Source organism: Dysgonomonas termitidis, assembly GCF_054657735.1.
Genome location: NZ_BAAHYD010000002.1, coordinates 3,865,737 through 3,885,264, shown reverse-complemented (window position 1 = coordinate 3,885,264; position 19,528 = coordinate 3,865,737). Strand labels below are relative to the sequence as shown.

Genomic DNA, 19,528 nt, shown 5'->3' with positions numbered 1-19,528 from the left:
TGGCTAATGGCTAACGGCTGGTTTATTTAATTGATTCCCAGTTTAGCATTGAACATTTTTAATGTTTCAAGGACATTGCTCTTCACGTTAACGAAGTGCTCGATCCCCAGAGCTTTCAGCTCATCCATGCAAGCAGGAGCTCCTGCTACTACGAAATGCTCTTTACCCGCGATTAGCTTATAAGCTTCCGGTGCAAGTGTTGCATATTCGTCATCACTGGAACAAAGAACGATAATGTCGGCTTTCTTTTCGCGTGCGGCTTTCACTCCGGCTTCAACAGTTTCGAAACCTAAGTTGTCAATTACCTTGTACCCTGCACAAGCGAAGAAGTTACTTGAGAATTGAGCGCGTGCAAGGCGCATACCCAGATTACCGATAGTAAGCATAAACACAGTCGGTGCGCCGTGTTTTTCGGTAGCTAAACGCATGCTTTCAAAAGCCGTTGCCAGACGATCGGTAGGTAATGCCAGGTAAGGAGCGTCTTTCGGGCATCCGCAATCGTGACTTTCCTTTTCAACAATCTTACCGTCTGCTTTTTCTGTGAAATTAGGGAACTGGTTAGTACCTAAAAGTATTTCGCGGCGGGTAGCCAGACCTTTGAAGCGTGCATCGGCCGAAGCTTTCACTGCGGTCTGTACTGTTCCGGCCTTCAATGCCTCATAGAATCCTTTTTCGTCTGTTTCGAGGAACAGTTTCCATGCCTGTTCTGCGATAGACTTAGTCAGGTTTTCTATATAATATGAACCTGAAGAAGGATCGGTGATCTTATCGAAGTGACATTCCTCTTTTAACAATAATTGTTGATTGCGGGCAATCCTTTCAGAAAAATCGTCCGATGTTTTGTATGTTTCATCGAACGGACGTATTGTGAGTGAATTAACACCTGCAATAGTAGCGGACATCGCTTCTGTTTGGGTACGAAGCAGGTTTACGTGTGCGTCGTATATTGTCTTATTGAAAATAGATGTCTGTGCATGTGCGTATATTTTTGCAGCGCAAAGGCAGATTCCCTCAGGCGATTTGTTAGGGCAATCGTTCTGACAGATCGGTTTGTATGCTTCTACAATCTCGGCCCACAACCAGCGTGCTGCACGGAATTTTGCTATTTCCATGAAATAGTTTCCTCCGATACCGAAATTGAATTTGATTTTCTTTGCTACTAATGTAGCATCCAGACCAGCCTCAACAAGAGCGCTTAACAGCTGGTTACCATTAGCCAGTGCATATCCGAGTTCCTGATAGATATATGCACCACCATCATTTGTAGCATGTGCATTAACAGCCAGTACCCGGAAACGTGGCAGTGGGGCAGCAGCTTTTACTATTTCGGCAGCTTTTTCTACCCATCCTTCCGCGTCACGGCCTTTTTTCAGAAGTGGTTTGAATGGATCGTAGTTTACCGAACCGAAACATTTCAGCAGGTCTGCGCCCGATTCTTTGTAATATTCTACAAGGATTTTAGTTAATTCGAGCGATTTGTGATAGCATGTGCTGAAGTTAAGCTCTACAGCTTCCGGCAAAATGTTTTTCAACAGGGTCCTGATGTTTTCGGCATTCACATCATCCCCATCGATAGAGAAGCCAAGTGATGTGATACCTTTGTTTAATACGTCAAGTGCTTTCGCATTGGCAGCCTTGAAGTTGTTAACGCAGATATCCTGCCGTGTATACCAGTCATTGTCTTTCTTGGTGCCACGTACATATGGAAACTCACCCGGAAGAGAACGGGCCGTTGCCAGGCCTTCAGTATTCTCACTTCTGTAGAAAGGGTTTACGTTGAACCCTTCATTTGTTCTCCAAACAAGTTTTTTCTCAAAGTCGGCCCCTTTCAGGTCAGCCGTAATCTTAGCCATCCATTCTTCGGTAGATACCGCTGGAAAGTCTGAGAAAAGCTTTTCTTTTTGATTAGCCATGATTAATTTTTATTGTTTAATGTATATAGGTTTTATTGTAATTGCATTGATTCTTAGTTGATTATATATCGCCTATCTATATTCGCATAAATAATATTTATATGTGCTTAAATTCAAATAGTTATACTTTTTAAAAATGCAGTACAAAAGTAAAGTATTTTGTTTGGTTAGTAAAGTTTTAAAGGCTAAAAAATCTAAGGAGTAATGTATAAATTGGTGTAATTGGTTAAATGGGGTGTTAAAGTGTCAATATAAGATTAAAACTGTCCTGTTTCAGAATACAAGAGATGAGCAGGTTAAATAAATGTATGATGAATATTATTACAGAGGAATCCAAGATATATGATATCAAGAGATTATCTTAAGAGGGGAGGGATCTTTTTATTATTTAGATATTTCAGGATATTGTTGTATGTCATAAAATGTCCCGTATGTGCTGTTTTGTATATATGCTGTTGTGCTTATTTTATTTATTTAGAAAAAGTGTGTCATATTATGTGTGTTTTGTTGGTGTTCGTGACGTTTGTGCTGCCAATAATATTTTACTTATGACAGAAATATATACATTAAATTCATTATATAGAACATATCTTTGCTAACAAGATAAATAAGATAAATAGACAATAAGACTTTTACAATCCTTTGGGTATTGTCCAAACCTCGTTTATTGCATACTAGTTTTTATAAATAAATTCAATTTATTTAGCATTTCGACTTTTAATGGCAAATTTTTACTTTTCAAAAATATATCAACTGAAACTAATCCGGTGTGGAAAGAGATTTACCGCAGATACCCTGTTAAATTGTATCTGTCATCAATGGTCTATGTCTTTAAATATATTGTCTTCGCTGCATTTCATGTTGCTTGCGAAAGTAGCAGGTGCAAGATCTTTACCACTTGATATTCTTAATGCACCGGATTTCTTGTTTAATAAATATTCCCGGAAAAACTTCGATACTATATCGTAAACATAACACAAAATTAAGAAAACAACTATTTTTATGAAAACAACAACAACTTTAAACAAACTGCTATTACTTTGCATCGTAATATGTTTTTGCAAAATTTCGCAAGCGCAGGTTACAATAGGTTCGGGAGAAAGTCCTAATATAGATGCATTATTGGACCTTAAGGAAACCAGTGCAGGGGTATCAAATAAAGGCCTCCTGCTGCCTCGTGTTTCACTGACCTCAACAGCATTGGCGAGCCCATTATCGGCTCATGTAGCCGGTATGACCGTTTACAACACCGCTTCAACAGGCGATGTGACGCCCGGACATTATTATAATGATGGAGCTAAATGGGTAAAACTTTTTCCTGAAGTATCATCTGTGACACCTAAGTTTTTTTATATGCCGTCAGTTGTACTACCTACAGATACGGCTGATCCTTCTTATAACTCAGGAACGCAGGAATTCACCATTGATTTGTATGCGCTCTACGGAGAGCAGTTCGGCCTGACCAATTCGGCTTCCTCTGTCAAAGGTGCGGGGGCAACAACCTTGCCTGTGTTAGCAAGTAATGCTATGGAGTATTTTATTACCTATTATGATAATACGGTTTTCCAGAATATTGCATTAAGTAATACCGGAGTTTTGAAATATAAACTGTTTGCACAATTTACTTATTCCGAAAAAACGTTTATGAACATTGTTTTTAAAGTTAAATGACAATTGTTTGTAAAAAATAAAGATTAGTAAATTATGAAAATATTTTATATAGTGATATTTTGCCTATGCACAATTTCTGCATATACACAGACCTCTGGGGTTAAAGATGCTAAACAGGAAACCAGCGGAAGCTATTCATTTCGTAGTGCTGCGATTAGTGTTCGTAATTATGAGACTAAAGCCGAGGTGTTTACCCATGCTTTTAATGATACTATTTCCCTGAAGGAAATGAAAGGATTGCCATTTCCTGTTCAGCCGGTATTTTTGTCGGTATATATACAGTCGGGGATGCTGTCTGCTTGTACTCTATGGAATAATCTGAAGGAATATAATGTAATAGATGAGGGTAGATTACTATTGCCAGCCAAAGAATCTGATACGGATTCGAATGCGAAGTCCGAAGAGGACATGTTTTCACCGTCATATTCCCTGTCTCCTCTGTACACCTTGACTATAGAGGGAAATACAGCTACTTTTACTTTCCCCGAAATTTATGGTAACAGTCAATATAATTTCACACTGGAGGGTACATTTACTATTATTTTAGTTAGAGACGAACCTTATAAAGACACATTATGACAAAACAAATCATTTATATATTCTCCTGTTTGTGCATAAGTTTACTCCTCTCACCACAAATCGGAGCACAGACTTGTAGTACTAATTTCACAGTGAACACTCAGATCAAAAATTCCACTTGTCTGTCCAATGGAGAAATTACGGTAACATTAGGGGGAGATCTTACTAACATATTTAATGTACAATACGGACTCAGTTCCGAAGGGGGATTCTCTATCAATCCTCAAAGTGATAATGTATTAAGGAATATACCGCCTGGCACATACGAATTGACAGTACGGGCTTTCTGTACAGTGGACAGCGAATACAGTACCGTTAAGAGTATTTCCAATCTGGTTGTCGGAGGTACTTATAAGGTGCCGGAAGTATCGCTCAACTCAGATGTTTCCCGAAAATCATATCAAACATGCAATACCGGTATTATTGCCCTGAATGTTACTAATGGTAGCGGGACTTTTACGTTTACTATTACTTCGGCGCCGGCAGGTGTAACGATACCTCAGGTTGTTACTCCTACCAAGAGTGGGAATGTTTACACTTTTCCTACTCAAAATTATCCGGCAGGGGATTATACGGTACAGGTAAGTGATGGATGTTATACATCGGTCAGGGATTTTACTTTGGGAGCTATTTCTGAATTTCCTACTTTTTCCAATCAGACTAATTCTGCTTTTCGTCCGGATGTAGATAATACACAGGGTTCATGCGGTTATGTAAAATGGACTGCATCTTCAAATGAAATTTCTACCAACCCCGATTATAAAAGATATTACGACGATAGGATGTATGAAATAGGAGCTGCTCCGGCCGGACAGATGCCAACTTACTGGTCAGACTGGAACAGCACTGCTACCGGTGGAATACTATTGAATATATCTCCTAATACCATAGCTGATTTTTACACATCAAACAGTATTGCGATTTATATACGTCTGAAGGGTTGTGAAACTGTATACAAAAGTTTTACTACTAACATTAAAAGGCCATCTACAACTGGTTCCACTACATATAATTGTGATAACTTTACCAGGACCATATATCCGTGGACAGACTATGACGGTTTAGTTTGTTATCCTTTAACCTTTACTGTAAAAAATTCGAATACGGGTAATATTATTTATAGTGAGCCTAATTGGTTATACAATGCAAATAGAAGCGATGTATTGACGTTCGACTACGGCGTTCCTTATGTAGCGACATTTGTAGATCAGAATAATACACAAATAACAGTTAATATACAGGCCAGCAGTAGCCGGACTTTCTATCTTAATAGTAATGTCCTGGCCTGCGATAGCTATTATTTCACTTATTATGTATCGATATCGGGAAAACCCGTTAGCTGCTGGGACTGGCCGGTAAAAGTTACTATAACAGATCCCGATGGAAATATCGTTCAACAGGAATCACTTGTTAATACCACTTCAAAGCAAACTCCGGCTTTAGAATATGGTAAGACATATACAATAACCAGAGAATTCCCTGATGGCACAGTTACATCAACTACACGTAATGTAGCATCCACATTACCAACAACCTATACTTTGAGTACGTATAGTGGATATGACGATAAATGTACTGTAAATAGAGGAGGCCTATATATATCGGCAAATGCAAGTTGGCCTATAGGAACTACTTTGACAATAACGGGACCGGCAGGATATGTTTCACAATCGGTAACAACCACATCAACCTCTTCCGGTTATTATCTGTCTACAACAAGTTTGCCTCCGGGTACTTATACGCTTACAGCTAATCACGGCTGCGGAAATCCTGTTACTGCGACCTTTAATAACCCGGGTATATATAGTTACAAAGACCTTGGCTATAATGAGCAATTAACTTGTTCGGGAATGAAGATAACCCCGACCGGCAGTATAACATATAAAGGCAATCCAACGACTACATATTACCGCTTGACCAGTGGCCCTACGGGATATGATAAAACTGTAATTGCCCCGGGAGGATCTTTCACTTTTTCCGGACCGGGAACTTATGTATTAGGTATATTGACGGATAATAGTTCTACTGCCTGTGTTATTGGTAGTACTACAATTGTTTATACTGCTCCGCCTTTAGACCTCGATCCTAATGCTACTTCAGCATATGTATGCGTGGGAGGAACCACCGGGAACATTTCGGTGAAGGCTATGAACGGAGTTGCACCTTATACATACCAGTTGTGGAATGCAGATAATACTGTAAAAATACCGGGTATCACAGATATTACGACCAGCGATATTGCCCATTTCACCTATGGACTTGCCGATGAGACTTATACTGTTCGTATCAGCGACCAGTGTGGGAACGCATTTAAGCAGGAGATAACTATATCTAATCTTGAGACGGCAAAAATAGTATATGCGAGTACGAACCCTGTTTGCACAGGTGGCACGATACAACTTAAATGTATTACTTTGGGAAAAACCGATTATACCTGGACTGGACCCGCCGGATTTACATCTGATAAGCAAAATCCGACTATTAGCAATGTACAGACTAATATGACGGGTTGGTACAAAGTATCGGTTACGCCGGAGTATTGCGGTATAGAGAAACTGGATAGTGTATACGTTACAGTGACACCACCTTTGGTGCCGACTCCGAATACAGAAAACCAGACGGTAGAGGTATGTGTACGTGAACAAACAACCTTAACGGCAGATGTGACAGGTGGGGATGGTTTTTATACTTACCAGTGGCAGTCGAGTACCAACGGTACATCATGGTCCAATATTGCGGGGGCAACGAGTGCTTCCTATGGACCGGTTGTTCAGATAAAATCGGGGACATATTATTATAGGCGAGTGACTGCAGATACTACCTGTGGCACAACCTACAATCTGGTAACACTAAATGTAAAAGCCTGTTATATCCTTGTGAATCCGAATATCAGGACACGGGCAGGGAATAGATAATATATCTCGGGAATAAATACAGAAAAGGAGGGGGAACTTGCAACAAGTTCCCCCTCCTTTGTTACTTATCAACGGGGTATAGCGGAATATCAATAATAATTTTCAGGAAATATGGCACTAAGTTCAATATATATAGACCCGTCTCTATCACTGATGTGAACTTTATTCTCCCGGGACAGCCATCCGATAGCAAGGAGTATCAACGAATCTTTGTAATGCGTATAATCCCCGATTTGTCTTACCGAAAGACTACCTTTTGTTGACAGGAGACGCCAGATATTACCGGCGTTTGTTCCAATAGCATTATCCGTCATAGCCATAAATTTAAAATGATTAAAAATAAGTAGAAAAACTCTATATTGAAATAGAGGAGTAAGTAGTATTCCGGATAAACGATCCGTTACAAGGGCCTTTAAATACAAGTATAAGAATTTGTCCGTTACCCGTTGCCGGATATGGCGGACATGCGCGTTTCCTTCTACCCTTAAAGTTAAGAACATTTTCGTGTAATTCCAATAAATTTAATTGAAATTTATAGATAATTTATTATATTTCATATCATTCCATGTTTTTTAGCATAGCGGATAGCGATAAATGCAATTATTCCGTCGCATGTCATTATCAATTTCCAAAAACTTTATCTATAAGTAAAAAACCAATTTTACTTATATGAAAACGAGCATGAATAACAACTCACCAAACTACATGATAATTTTGCCATGCGAGTTTCCATACATCCATAAAAAATAAAATTATCGTATGAAAACTACTTCCGTATTTAAGCGCAACCTTGAAGGAATAAACGAAAGGAACCGCTATATCGTAAACAAGGGTTCGACCCGTTCGTCGAAGACTTACAGTATCCTGCAACTGCTGCATGCCATCGCTTTACATTCCGAAGCACCGAGGATTATCTCGGTGGTTTCCGAATCTATGCCCCATCTGAAAAGGGGCTGTATCCGTGATTTTATGGATATGCTTCAGCGGGAAAGTATGTGGGAACAGAAAAACTGGAATGCCACGGATAAAATTTACAAGGTGAATAATTCCATTATTGAATTTTTCTCCGCCGATAATCCGGGAAAAGTGCATGGTCCGTCCCGTGATATATTATATATAAACGAGTGCATTAATATCGAGTATGAGGTGTACCGCCAACTGGCGATCCGCACGACCGAATATATTATTCTCGACTGCAATCCCTGCTTCGAATTCTGGCTCGATGAAAAGGTGCTTGTCCTGCCCGAAGCCAAACTGATACACTCTACTTATCGCGACAATGAATTTCTCTCATGTGCGCAGGTCAGGGAAATAGAATCGAACCGGGGTGACGAAGACTGGTGGCGGGTCTACGGTGAAGGGCAGACCGGAGTCCGGCAGGGCGTGATTGTCCGCAACTGGGATATCGTGCAGTCTATGCCCGAAGTGTATAAGAAACGTTGGCTGGGAATCGATTTCGGCTTTACCAACGACCCTACGGCGATAGTGGATATACGCCTTGCGAACGGTGAACTGTGGATAGACGAACTGTTGTATGCCAAAGGGTATGACAACCTGATGATCGCCGGTCATCTGAATATGTCGGGTATCCCACGCGATACACCCGTTATTGCCGATAGCGCGGAGCCTAAGAGTATCAGGGAGATAAGTGCGAAAGGCTGGAAAGTGGAAGCGGCACAAAAGGGGAAAGACAGTATTAATTCAGGTATTTCTGTTCTGAACAGGTACAGAAAGCATGTGACCAACCGGAGCGTGAATATCATAACTGAATACCGCAACTATTGCTGGAAAACGGATGAATCCGGTAATGTGACAAATACGCCTGTAGACAAGTATAACCACTCTATTGATGCACAGCGTTATGTGTGCCTGAATAAGCTATTGGAGAAGAATGGCGGATTGAATTATTCGGTGATAAAGGGAAAATAATTTTAATGTGCCGATGTGATAATGTGCCGATGTGCCAATAAAATTCACAAATAAGATTTTTAAAATATCTCATTGGCATATTAAATAGACGATAGAATAAACAATTGGCACATCGGCATATTAAATTTATTAGCATATTAAACAAGGTATTATGGCAAGTTTAGAACTCTACATCAACAATCAATTATGTGAGATAGAAAACCCGAAGGACTTTTCGATCTATCTCAAGCGTCAATTACTGAATCCGGCGGAACTGAGCACTAAAGACGCGCAACGCTCATACGACGTCAGCCTGCCCGCCACGGCTACCAACAACGCTATCTTCGGCTATACGAACACCGAGGAGGTGAAAGGGAAATTCTCGCAGCTGTACGATGCGCAGTTGGTGGCAAGCGGGACAAAGATTTTTGACGGCAAGTTTAAAATCAGTGAGATAGGAAAAGATTATTACAAGGGGAACCTTGGGATTCCGGTGGCGAAGACAGTGAAGGATATTTTCGGGGAGATGAAGATGAATCAGGCTGGGAAGTGGTTAGTGGATTTCACGAAAATAGAGGACGTTACAACATATAACACAAAAGAAAATTCGGAATGTATATTTCCGTTTGTCCTTTATAACTTGATGCCGAAAAGAGATACAAATAAAACTTATACTCCGAAAAACGTTTATGACGCATCTGTTGTATTTGGTTTGGAAAATTTTCCGCCGTCTGTTAATTGCCTGCAAATGCTGGAACAAATATTTAAAAATTCAGGCTATTCACTTACAGGCAGTGCAATGACAGACGAAAGGCTGAAAAATCTGTATGTATCATATAAAAACCCTGAAAATTATGAAAAACTCTGGGGTATAGGAAGTTTGAAAATTTCAGGGACATGGGGTAATTATATGAACGGTGTGATAGACAATTATCACATTAACAATGCTGAAATACCAGGCATTCCTCGGGGTTATATAACCGGAAATTTTTTCAATTCAAAAAATATAAGAAATCTGAAAAAAAGCGAATCAGGAACAAATATTTCAATATCCAAAGAGGGTGATACTACTAATACAGTTTTTAAAATACCACAAACAGGCTTATATAAATTGTTTTTCAAAGCTGTTTATCGTGGTAAAACAGAGGGTTTGGAAGACCCGGCGGGTATGAGTATATTTCAGGGAAGTTTGGCAAATCCGATCTATGAAGCAAAGGTGTTGAGATACACAGATAGTGATGTATTAGATAGCCAGATGATTGATAATATCTATTGCTATAATAATATAGATCAGAATCTAGGCGATGCAAATAAGATCTACCCTAAAGCTCATGCGGTAAATTTTGTAGATCCAAAGCAAAACCCCCATCTCATTTGCGGTCTGTCCTGGGGAGGAGAAGATACTTCCATAGAGATTATAACTCCTTATGATAATCTGCTGGTTGGCAATGGAAAATTCCATAATCCGATAGCCATAAGCGGAGGGCTCTCATGGAGTTATGGTAATAAGGAAGGTGGTGTAAAAGATAGGTTTTATTCTGCGGTAAAAAGTGAAGGCTATTTTTCTCCAAATAATTTGGATACGCCCCGGAAATTTGTTGTCGAACTGGAAGATATTCCTGCAGAAATGCGGACTCATACCACGAGGACAGACGACTGGAATGGAACAGGGCAGGTTTCCCAAATAATCTGGCTGGAGAAAGGTGAATGTATAACTATCGTATCCACATCAAGGCTGGCTGCACTAAAAGGAAAAACCGATGCATGGTACAACCATGAAATAGACTTCGAATTGACATTAGAACCTTTTACTCCTTACCGCAGCTGGCTGAAAATGGGTGATGATGGGTCGAGTACCGATGCAATGCACTGGACTGATAAAACAGTTTTCGATGTTGGGAAAATGAACCTTATAAAATTGCTGCCAAGCGCGATAAAAGTCAATGACTGGATCGATAACTTTTGTAAAGCGTTCAATCTTAATATCGTAAATACAGGAGAAACTAATTTTGAGTTAAATGTAAAAAACAGAAATATTATAACCCGTGCTACAAATATTATAGACCTCGACAAATGTGCCAATGTAAATCAAAGGTCGAACGAATCATTAAAACTGCCCTACCTGTACGATATTGGCTTTACAATAGACACGAACGAAGAAGGCTATTACAATACATTGAAGGAATATGTAAAAGATGAAGATGGGAATGAAACGGATGAAAAAGCGATCAATTCGGGCATGGGTGGAGGTGGAAAATATTATACCGGAAGTTCGGAAACTACAGCCATTACACAGACATCCAATTTTTCTTACTGCTGGTACAAAGACTTGTTTGCCAACGAGGAGAATGCTAAGCAGGGAATAAATCCAATTGTCAGCATACCTGTTATAATGGAACATGAAGCATGGGAAAAAGATTATGATTATGCAGATATGATGGATAAGTATTATTCTGATAAAGCACAACGTTTTTGGTATAAATCGGGATTGTTTGATATATCCATAGAAGGAACACCTTTAAAGTTTGCCCTTGTATCAAACTCCTATACCAATGGAGATAAGAAGCTGGTACTTGATTACGGAAACGAAACGGATTCTATTCTCAATGAGTATTTCTTATTGCTATTGAACTCGGCGAATAGTTATACTGTTGTAGATTGCCTGCTTACACCCGAGGAATATAATAACCTGAAAACATTTTTGGTGAAATTTAACGGTGATTTATACAATATTGCTGAAATAGATGGTTATGATCCTCTATGCAAGAAAAAAGGTATCCTCAAATTAATAAGGAAAATAATATAAAAGGGGGAAACCCCTTTTATTCTTTTACTTTAATATATACACTCCAGCCTTCTGTAACTAAAATGCCACCAAGAGCTTGATTTACTAAATATAATTTATTATCTTTTATTTCATATCTGTATATAGGTATATAACCATTTCTATAAGCCTTATCATTTATTGTGTATGTCATACCTGTGCCAGAGGTCAGATATTGTCCATTAGGGAAAAAAGTAACAATGTAAGTTTTAAAGTCCTTAGAAAAATATAATCCATATTCATCATTATTGTCACCTCTCCACAATCCCTCTATCGGATTATATCCCTCCGGCTTATAATTCTTATCGTTCGGGTCATTCCAGTCACCATTCCATACAAATTTTTCGGGTTCCGGCTCCGGTTCATCATCCCCGCCACAGGAAACGAATCCCATGCACAACGAGCAAATAAATAAAAAATACAGGAGTTTCTTCATCGCTTTTAGGATATAGTTTTGTTAAAGGCAAAGATAGTTAAATTGATCGAGAATTAACAATTGAAAACGAAAAATTTATATATTATGGAAATACGATGTTCTCCGAAAAGGGCAGAAAATATGAGCAACAAAAATGACAGATGGAAAAATGTGTAAAAAGTGTCAGGTTTGTCAGGTTTTAGTAAATAATCTTTAAGAGGCAGCACGGATCGAACTACCCGCTTGTTTATAATATTGATAAGGCGACCGATTACTAAGCGAAAATTTGTAACTTGCAACTCTAAATTTGTAATCAGTACATAAGTATGGGACTATTTGATTTCCTCAGGAAGAAAAAACAAGTGACAGAAGTGACAGATGAAGATCGCAGGCAGTTTGCTGAAGATATGCAGGCAAATGCAAATGCTTTGGTTAATCAATTTAAGGACGTTGCTCTGCTTGATTTCAGCGTGGATAGCCTTCAGTTGCTGGATGAGATAATGGAAGAGAACACGCCGTTTTATAAACAGGGTAATGATGAGACAAAGCGAATAATGATAATAAAGATAGGCGCGTATATATTTGAAGTTGCCCGCCAGAATTTTGGAGGGCGGTATTATTGGTACGATAAACTGGATCAGCCAGTGTTAGTTACCGGACAGCCCGAATTTGAAATGTCATTACTTGCATACGAGAAGGTAAAGGGACGTTTCGAGAATGGCAGTGAAGACAATATCCCGTTTTTCTTTGCGGGGTATGTTGAGGGGGTGAAGGAGAAGAAGAACGCCATGATAGTTTAGTCCTTATTATGAAATAAATAGTCTGGTTTTAAACGCAGATTATGAGTATTTTAACTTAAAATACAAGTTCTGTATTCTCTTTGTCTTTTATGTAAATCCTCTTATAAAGAAACCGGGATTATCTTGTTTTTCTTCCTTTTTTAGAAGAAAATATATCGTTTTGGCTATATTGTTGATATATAGTGTGTTTTTCGATAATCGAAACTGCATTTGTTAGATTTATCTGAAAACGATAAATTGATGCTTTTATATTTTTAATATTCCAGGATTCGAAATGGTTAATACTTCCATCTCTTAAATAAGAAACAACCTGATCTTAAAATACTCATAAATAGAACTGTTTATCACATCGGATTATACTACTTTTACCTATGTAAGATGAATATAATATTTATAGCCTGAAAAATAACAGCCTGGATACCGAACTCATTTAATATATGGATTTATATAAATTGTAGTTGTTTAGTTGAGCATAAATACCCAATATGAATATTGTTTTATAAATTTTAATTAGCACGAAATTAGATTTTTTTAAGATTTAAGGAAGAACCGCAAGTTTTGTGTAGTTTGTGAAGTGTGGAGCCATGTGAGCTGTGAGGTTCGCGTGGCTTTATTTGAGCATCATGATACCTACTCATGCAATATATCCTTTATGATCTTTATCACATCCGGTATAGCTTTTTCAACCTCAGGTGACAAATCCATTCCTACCTCACTGATATCCGCAGCAGAAACCACGATCAGGTCTACTTTAGGCATACTTTCCGTGAGTTCCATGACCGCCATCATATCCCTGAGCCCAATCTCATGCGCGCTCATCAATGGCGGGAAGTCCGAAGCATATCGCGGGTGAAGCAATCTTACTGTTCCCGGAGGATTATTGTCCAGCGTGGCATCTATCATTATGATATGGTCATAGCTTTCCAGCCAGCTCAGCAAGTGAAAACCCCCGGTACCTCCGTCCATCAGGTCGACACCGGAAGGTAGTTTTATTTTTTCAAGAGCATGGATAGTGTGTATACCCACGCCCTCGTCTTTCAGCAATATATTTCCTATTCCCAGAATAAGGGTTTTCATTTTTCTATAGCGACATTTACAGGGTTATTCGTGGCTCTGTCTTTTGCATCGGCTTTTTCCTCGGCTTCGGCAACATTTTCTTCCACAAACTTCCATCCGCCGATCATAGAGGATGTTACCCCACGACGCTCGATGTAGTCATGATAGAATACAAGATAGACATGGCCGATTGCAAAAAGAATGAAAAACCACATCAGGTAATGATGTATATGGCGCACCATCAGGTCGCCGCCCATAACCGGTACCATCCATGCAAACAACTTAGGCAAAGCGGCCTTACTCATCTGGGCATACAGCCCGAACCCGGTAATGCATTGAAGCAGGAATGCCAAAAACATAATGAAATAAGTACAACTGGCGACCTGATTGTGCCCGATACTGTCTACCGGCTTATTCTTTATCATCAGTACATCCACTTTGATAACTTCAACAAGTTCCTTCCACTGGGATTTTTTCAGGGGAATGAAGTTGCTCCACCGGGCATATTTATTACCTGCAAATCCCCAGTAAATCCGGAATACAAAATTGAAGAAGAAGACAAAGGCTGTTACAAAATGGATGAAGCGCACTATTCCGAACCAGTACCGGAATGTAGCTTCCGTATCGCTCATAATTGCCGGAGGGTCGGCGATGAGGAACCCCGTTACGCAGAGGATTACAATGCATAATGCATTCACCCAGTGGTAAAAGCGCACGGGCAGTTCCCATACGTAGACTTCCCTTACTTTTTCTTTACGACTTTTCATATTGTAATATTTAGTTATGAGTAGATAATTAGCATATCTGAAGATTAGTAAATGGAGCGCAAGCTGCAATATCATTTGCTAATATGCTGATATTCGAATCTGATAATTATCCTTCACTTTTCGTTTCTCAAAATGTATCCATCTGATGTACATATTTCCCTTCCTCGTCGTACAGGTGGACTGCACAGGCCAGACATGGGTCGAATGAGTGTATTGTGCGCAAGATTTCGAGTGGCAGATTCGGGTCGTGAACAGGTGTTCCTATCAAAGAGGATTCATAAGCGGAAAGTACGCCTTTTTCATCCCGCGGCGAGGCATTCCATGTTGTGGGTACTACCAACTGGTAATTTTTTACCCTGTTGTTTTCTATAACAACAAAGTGAGCCAGTGCTCCGCGGGGAGCTTCCGTAAGGCCCACGCCTTTCGCTTCTTTCGGCCATGAATCTTCTTTCCACTTCTCCTGATTTGCCATGCGGCTATCCCCACCTTTAATATTGGCTATCAGCTTATCATAGCATTCCAGTGCCCAATCGGCATTCAGTTTCGATTCCAATGCGCGTGCAGCGGTTCGGCCAAGCGTAGAGAAAAGCGCTTCTGCCGGAAGGTCCAATGCTTTTAAAGTATCGTCAATCAGTGATTTCTGAGGTTCTTTACCGGAGGCATATGCGACCAGCATTCTGGCCAGAGGACCTACTTCCATCGGTTTCTCTTTCCATCGCGGTGTTTTTATCCAACTGTATTTATCGTTTATATCCAGATGCCTGTATGGTGGACGGGGACCGGTGTAATGCAGTTCTGTTTCTCCTTCGTAAGGATGCAGGCCTGTGTTGTCTCCTTTGCTGTATTTGTACCATGAATGGTAGATATATTCCTGTATTTCGTCGGGAGAATTGGCATCTACGGGGTGTACTTTCGATAAATCCCTGTCAAGGACAATACCACGGGGCATCTTATAACTGCCCGGGTCTGAGCCCTCCATCGGGAAATCGCCATATGCCAGATAGTTGTGTATTCCGCCGCCGATTTTACCCCAGTCGTCTTTATATACACTGCCTATCAAAAGAATGTCGGGGATATAAACCTGATTGATAAAGGTTTTGGCTTCTTCCAGCTTTTCCTTTACAAAGGCAAGCCTTTCGGCATTGATTGCATTGGCGTCGTTGATGTTGATACTTGCAGGCATACCGCCTACCAGATAGTTCGGATGAGGATTCTTACCTCCGAATACGGCATGTACTTTCACTATTTCTTTTTGCCATTCCAGTGCCTCCAGATAATGTGCTACGGCGATCAGGTTCTGTTCGGGCGTAAGCTTATAAGCGGGATGCCCCCAGTAACCATTGGCAAATATGCCCAACTGGCCGCTCTCCACGAATTTTTTTACTCTGTCCTGTATGCCTTTGAAATAGCCGGCAGAACTCTTCGCCCATGCCGATAATTGTTGTGCCGCGGCCGATGCAGCCACAGGATCGGCTTTCAGGGCGGAGACTACATCTACCCAGTCGAGGGCATGCAGATGATAGAAGTGTACAACATGGTCGTGCATATACAGCACATTAGCCATAATATTACGCACCATCTCAGCATTCGGGGGGATTACAATATTCAGGGCATCCTCCACGGCGCGTACCGAGCATAGCGAATGTGTAGATGTACATACACCGCAAACACGGCCTACAAATGCCCATACATCGCGAGGATCACGGTCTTTTACAATGGTTTCAATGCCACGCACCATTGTACCCGAGCTGTAAGCATCTTTGATAATTCCGTTCTCTATTTCGGCTTCTATTCTTAAGTGACCTTCGATACGGGTAATCGGGTCGACGACTATTCTTTCTGACATAGTTTTTTAAGTTTACAGGTTATTACTTTCTTCCTTTACTTCTTCCTCGTGAGGTACTTCGTTTTCAATCAATTTCTTTTTACGGATATTGGTTGCTACGGCGTGGGCGGCTATTCCCGCTACGGTAGCGGCACCCAGAGCAAGTCCTATGTCGTCGGCAGTGGCTTCTATACCGAAACCATGGGTTGTCGGATTGCGTTTGTAGAACGGGCTTTTATCCCAGAAACCTTCTTCGCTGCATCCTATACACGGATGCCCGCTCTGGATAGGATAGCTTACGCCTTCGTTCCACTTTATAATACCGCACGAATTATAGGTGCTTGGTCCCTTACAACCTACTTTGTATAAGCAATAACCACGTTTTGCATTTTCATCGTCGAAACTTTCCACGAACAGCCCCGCATCGAAATTAGCGCGGCGGTAACAGGTGTCGTGTACACGATGCGAATAAAATGCTTTAGGACGGCCCAGGCTATCCAGTTGAGGTATAGTCCCGAATGTAAGCAGATGAACCACTACCCCGGCCATTACTTCTGCGATAGGGGGGCAACCCTGTACATTGATAACGGTCTTTCCGCTTACTATCCGGTGGGCAGGCCGTGCTCCCGTCGGATTCGGATTTGCAGCCTGCACACAGCCTGCCGATGCGCAGTTGCCCCATGCTACTACGGCTTTGGCTCCAGCTGAGGCTTCTTCCACTATCTGTTTGGCACTGCGTCCGCCTATACAGCAATAGGCTTCGTCTTTAGTGGGGATAGAGCCTTCGATCATCAGGATATATTCACCTTTGAATTTTTCCATTGTATCGTGCATGCATTTCTCGGCCTGATCGCCCGATGCGGCCATCAGCGTTTCCGTATAGTCGAGTGAGATCTGGTTGAACAGCAGATCGGCAAGGATAGGGTGGGCAGTACGGATAAACGATTCGCTGCAACATGTACACTCCTGCAAATGCAGCCAGATTATCGGCAGGCGCGATTTTGTTTCCAGGGCCTTTACTACCTGGGCTACTCCCGTAGCTTCAAGTCCCATCAAAGCACCCATCATGGTACAGAATTTAAGGAAGTCGCGGCGTGTAACTCCTTTCTTACGGCTCTCTTCATAAACGGATGGTCTTTTCTTTTCCATATTTATAAAGTATTTAATTAGTTGATCTTATTGTTCTATTATTGTTGTTTCTTTACGGTTAAAAAGTAACAGGTATATCAGTAAACAGTTAGCAGTAAACAGTAAACCAACTTGTTACTCGTAACTGCCGGAAGGGCGAAGTAGCTCGTAACTGTTAAAAGGTAACACTTATTTCAGTTAACAGTAAACAGTAAACAGTCAGCAGTCAGCAGTTAACAACTCGTATCTCGTATCTTGTCTACTCGTAACTCGTAACTGCCCGTAGGGCGAAGTAGCTCGTAACTGTTAAAAGGTAACAAAGGTAACACTATTTACAGTAAACAGTTAGCAGTCATCAGTTAACAGTGCTGTACGTTGTCATGCTGAGCGGAGCGAAGCATCTTATCAGTTATCAGTTAACAACTCGTATCTCGTATCTCGTCTACTTGTAACTCGTAACTGCCCTAGGGCGAAGTAACTTGTAACTGTTAAAAGGTAACAAAAGTAACGCCTCTGCATACTTTTCATACTGTTACCCGTTGGCTTCTTTCTCCTCACTCTGTCATCTCCCTTTTGGGAGTTGGGAGCGGTACATTATAGATAAATCTATTCGTTTTTCTTCAACAAATCCGTGGCAACTGGTCGCTGTTCAACATACTGATAACCCGGTGTCCTCCATATGCTGTTTTCATCTTCACCAGACCATTACCCGTTGAGGATATGCGCCCTATAACTGCTGCATCCTTTCCTTCATCGAACCGGTGCATGATTTCCAGCGCTTTATCCGCATATTTTTCGGGCAGGATAACAATAACTACCCCTTCATTGGCAATATACAGCGGATCAAGACCTAATATTTCGGACGCGGCACGTACAGTATCGGGGATAAGGATAGAGGCTTCGTTAAGCTCAATATCCACTTTCGCAGCCTGTGCTATTTCGTTCAGGGCACTGCTTAGCCCTCCCCTTGTAGGGTCACGCAGGACATGTATTTCGTTCACGGTTGTGTATAGTTTAGTAATCATGCCGTTCAGGGCTGCGGTGTCACTTGTTAATGAGGTCTCGAAACCAAGGCTTTCACGGGTAGAAAGTACGGTTATACCATGTATCCCGATCGGGCCGCTACAAATAATTACGTCACCTTCCCTCGCGTTTTTGGGCGAAATATTTATATTTTCCGCAACGATGCCAATACCACTTGTATTTATAAATATTTTATCACATTTGCCTCGTTCCACCACCTTTGTATCTCCTGTTACAATATATACTCCGGCGTTGTCGGCAGCCTCTTTCATCGAGTTCACTATCTTTTGCAGGTCTGAAAGAGGTAAGCCTTCTTCTATAATAAATCCGGCAGTCAGATATAAGGGCCTTGCTCCGCAACAGGCCAGGTCATTTACAGTACCGTTTACTGCAAGGTCACCAATATTACCGCCGGGAAAGAAAACAGGATCGACGACGAACGAGTCGGTTGATATTGCCAGCAGGCCTTTTTCCACGGCGAATACACTGCCGTCATGGCCTTGTTCCAGCAACGGGTTGCGGAATGCAGGGTAGAATATATGCTCTATCAGGCGATGCGTAAGCCGTCCGCCACTGCCATGTCCCAGAAGGATACGGTCTGAATCGGTAAAAGGTACGGGGCAGTTCATTTCCATATTTACTTAGCTGTTAGCTGATAGCTTTCAGCTTCTTTTTAGTTTTCCTAAAGCCATTTGCTAATAACT

General features: G+C 40.9%; 14 protein-coding genes. 6 read left to right on the top strand and 8 right to left on the bottom strand.

Annotated features, from left to right (window positions below):
- Nucleotides 1-26: 26 nt before the first annotated feature.
- Nucleotides 27-1,913, bottom strand: a complete 1,887-nt coding sequence (gene mutA / locus ACYQ3L_RS20215; protein ID WP_379999933.1) for a methylmalonyl-CoA mutase small subunit — start codon at nt 1,911-1,913, stop codon at nt 27-29.
- Nucleotides 1,914-2,915: 1,002 nt separating this feature from the next.
- On the opposite strand from mutA, the gene ACYQ3L_RS20210 reads away from it, so the two are divergent.
- The 3 genes from ACYQ3L_RS20210 to ACYQ3L_RS20200 are packed head-to-tail and all read left to right on the top strand — an operon-like array spanning nt 2,916 to nt 7,078.
- Nucleotides 2,916-3,584, top strand: coding sequence for a hypothetical protein (locus tag ACYQ3L_RS20210; protein WP_379999935.1), 669 nt, complete (start codon nt 2,916-2,918; stop codon nt 3,582-3,584).
- Between the two features lie 33 nt (nt 3,585-3,617).
- Nucleotides 3,618-4,163 (top strand): hypothetical protein, encoded by a 546-nt coding sequence (locus ACYQ3L_RS20205; RefSeq protein WP_379999937.1) that lies wholly within the window; start codon nt 3,618-3,620, stop codon nt 4,161-4,163.
- A complete protein-coding gene (locus ACYQ3L_RS20200; RefSeq protein ID WP_379999939.1) occupies nt 4,160-7,078 on the top strand; it encodes a hypothetical protein in 2,919 nt (972 codons plus the stop codon). Before ACYQ3L_RS20205 ends, ACYQ3L_RS20200 begins: the two co-directional genes overlap by 4 nt.
- An 89-nt stretch (nt 7,079-7,167) precedes the next feature.
- Here ACYQ3L_RS20200 and ACYQ3L_RS20195 read toward each other — a convergent pair whose 3' ends face one another.
- Nucleotides 7,168-7,398 (bottom strand): winged helix-turn-helix domain-containing protein, encoded by a 231-nt coding sequence (locus ACYQ3L_RS20195; protein WP_291110218.1) that lies wholly within the window; start codon nt 7,396-7,398, stop codon nt 7,168-7,170.
- Nucleotides 7,399-7,837: 439 nt separating this feature from the next.
- Here ACYQ3L_RS20195 and ACYQ3L_RS20190 point away from each other — a divergent pair, with 439 nt between their 5' ends.
- Nucleotides 7,838-9,007, top strand: coding sequence for a PBSX family phage terminase large subunit (locus tag ACYQ3L_RS20190; RefSeq protein ID WP_379999942.1), 1,170 nt, complete (start codon nt 7,838-7,840; stop codon nt 9,005-9,007).
- 151 nt (nt 9,008-9,158) lie between these two features.
- Nucleotides 9,159-11,792, top strand: coding sequence for a hypothetical protein (locus ACYQ3L_RS20185; RefSeq protein ID WP_379999944.1), 2,634 nt, complete (start codon nt 9,159-9,161; stop codon nt 11,790-11,792).
- A 16-nt stretch (nt 11,793-11,808) separates the two neighbouring features.
- Here ACYQ3L_RS20185 and ACYQ3L_RS20180 read toward each other — a convergent pair whose 3' ends face one another.
- On the bottom strand, nt 11,809-12,246 hold the full coding sequence (locus ACYQ3L_RS20180; RefSeq protein WP_379999946.1) for a hypothetical protein: 438 nt from the start codon (nt 12,244-12,246) through the stop codon (nt 11,809-11,811).
- A gap of 305 nt (nt 12,247-12,551) precedes the next feature.
- Here ACYQ3L_RS20180 and ACYQ3L_RS20175 point away from each other — a divergent pair, with 305 nt between their 5' ends.
- Entirely contained in the window at nt 12,552-13,025 is a 474-nt protein-coding gene (locus tag ACYQ3L_RS20175; protein WP_379999948.1) for a hypothetical protein, read from the top strand.
- Nucleotides 13,026-13,655: 630 nt separating this feature from the next.
- Here the strand turns inward: ACYQ3L_RS20175 and ACYQ3L_RS20170 are convergent.
- The 5 genes from ACYQ3L_RS20170 to hypE form a co-directional block, all read right to left on the bottom strand.
- Nucleotides 13,656-14,102, bottom strand: coding sequence for a HyaD/HybD family hydrogenase maturation endopeptidase (locus ACYQ3L_RS20170; protein ID WP_379999950.1), 447 nt, complete (start codon nt 14,100-14,102; stop codon nt 13,656-13,658).
- Nucleotides 14,099-14,848, bottom strand: coding sequence for a Ni/Fe-hydrogenase, b-type cytochrome subunit (gene cybH, locus ACYQ3L_RS20165; RefSeq protein WP_379999952.1), 750 nt, complete (start codon nt 14,846-14,848; stop codon nt 14,099-14,101). Before cybH ends, ACYQ3L_RS20170 begins: the two co-directional genes overlap by 4 nt.
- 127 nt (nt 14,849-14,975) lie before the next feature.
- The gene (locus ACYQ3L_RS20160; protein WP_379999954.1) at nt 14,976-16,694 is read right to left on the bottom strand and encodes a nickel-dependent hydrogenase large subunit; all 1,719 of its coding nucleotides are present in this window, start codon (nt 16,692-16,694) and stop codon (nt 14,976-14,978) included.
- Between the two features lie 12 nt (nt 16,695-16,706).
- Complete coding sequence (locus ACYQ3L_RS20155; protein WP_379999956.1) at nt 16,707-17,822, bottom strand: hydrogenase small subunit; 1,116 nt, start codon at nt 17,820-17,822, stop codon at nt 16,707-16,709.
- Between the two features lie 599 nt (nt 17,823-18,421).
- Nucleotides 18,422-19,459, bottom strand: coding sequence for a hydrogenase expression/formation protein HypE (gene hypE / locus ACYQ3L_RS20150; protein ID WP_379999958.1), 1,038 nt, complete (start codon nt 19,457-19,459; stop codon nt 18,422-18,424).
- Nucleotides 19,460-19,528: the final 69 nt, after the last annotated feature.

What these genes read in the sequence shown, in the direction of transcription:
- mutA (WP_379999933.1), bottom strand. Translation starts at nt 1,913, where the DNA reads ATGGCTAATCAAAAAGAAAAGCTTTTCTCAGACTTTCCAGCGGTATCT.
- ACYQ3L_RS20210 (WP_379999935.1), top strand. Translation starts at nt 2,916, where the DNA reads ATGAAAACAACAACAACTTTAAACAAACTGCTATTACTTTGCATCGTA.
- ACYQ3L_RS20205 (WP_379999937.1), top strand. Translation starts at nt 3,618, where the DNA reads ATGAAAATATTTTATATAGTGATATTTTGCCTATGCACAATTTCTGCA.
- ACYQ3L_RS20200 (WP_379999939.1), top strand. Translation starts at nt 4,160, where the DNA reads ATGACAAAACAAATCATTTATATATTCTCCTGTTTGTGCATAAGTTTA.
- ACYQ3L_RS20195 (WP_291110218.1), bottom strand. Translation starts at nt 7,398, where the DNA reads ATGGCTATGACGGATAATGCTATTGGAACAAACGCCGGTAATATCTGG.
- ACYQ3L_RS20190 (WP_379999942.1), top strand. Translation starts at nt 7,838, where the DNA reads ATGAAAACTACTTCCGTATTTAAGCGCAACCTTGAAGGAATAAACGAA.
- ACYQ3L_RS20185 (WP_379999944.1), top strand. Translation starts at nt 9,159, where the DNA reads ATGGCAAGTTTAGAACTCTACATCAACAATCAATTATGTGAGATAGAA.
- ACYQ3L_RS20180 (WP_379999946.1), bottom strand. Translation starts at nt 12,246, where the DNA reads ATGAAGAAACTCCTGTATTTTTTATTTATTTGCTCGTTGTGCATGGGA.
- ACYQ3L_RS20175 (WP_379999948.1), top strand. Translation starts at nt 12,552, where the DNA reads ATGGGACTATTTGATTTCCTCAGGAAGAAAAAACAAGTGACAGAAGTG.
- ACYQ3L_RS20170 (WP_379999950.1), bottom strand. Translation starts at nt 14,102, where the DNA reads ATGAAAACCCTTATTCTGGGAATAGGAAATATATTGCTGAAAGACGAG.
- cybH (WP_379999952.1), bottom strand. Translation starts at nt 14,848, where the DNA reads ATGAAAAGTCGTAAAGAAAAAGTAAGGGAAGTCTACGTATGGGAACTG.
- ACYQ3L_RS20160 (WP_379999954.1), bottom strand. Translation starts at nt 16,694, where the DNA reads ATGTCAGAAAGAATAGTCGTCGACCCGATTACCCGTATCGAAGGTCAC.
- ACYQ3L_RS20155 (WP_379999956.1), bottom strand. Translation starts at nt 17,822, where the DNA reads ATGGAAAAGAAAAGACCATCCGTTTATGAAGAGAGCCGTAAGAAAGGA.
- hypE (WP_379999958.1), bottom strand. Translation starts at nt 19,459, where the DNA reads ATGGAAATGAACTGCCCCGTACCTTTTACCGATTCAGACCGTATCCTT.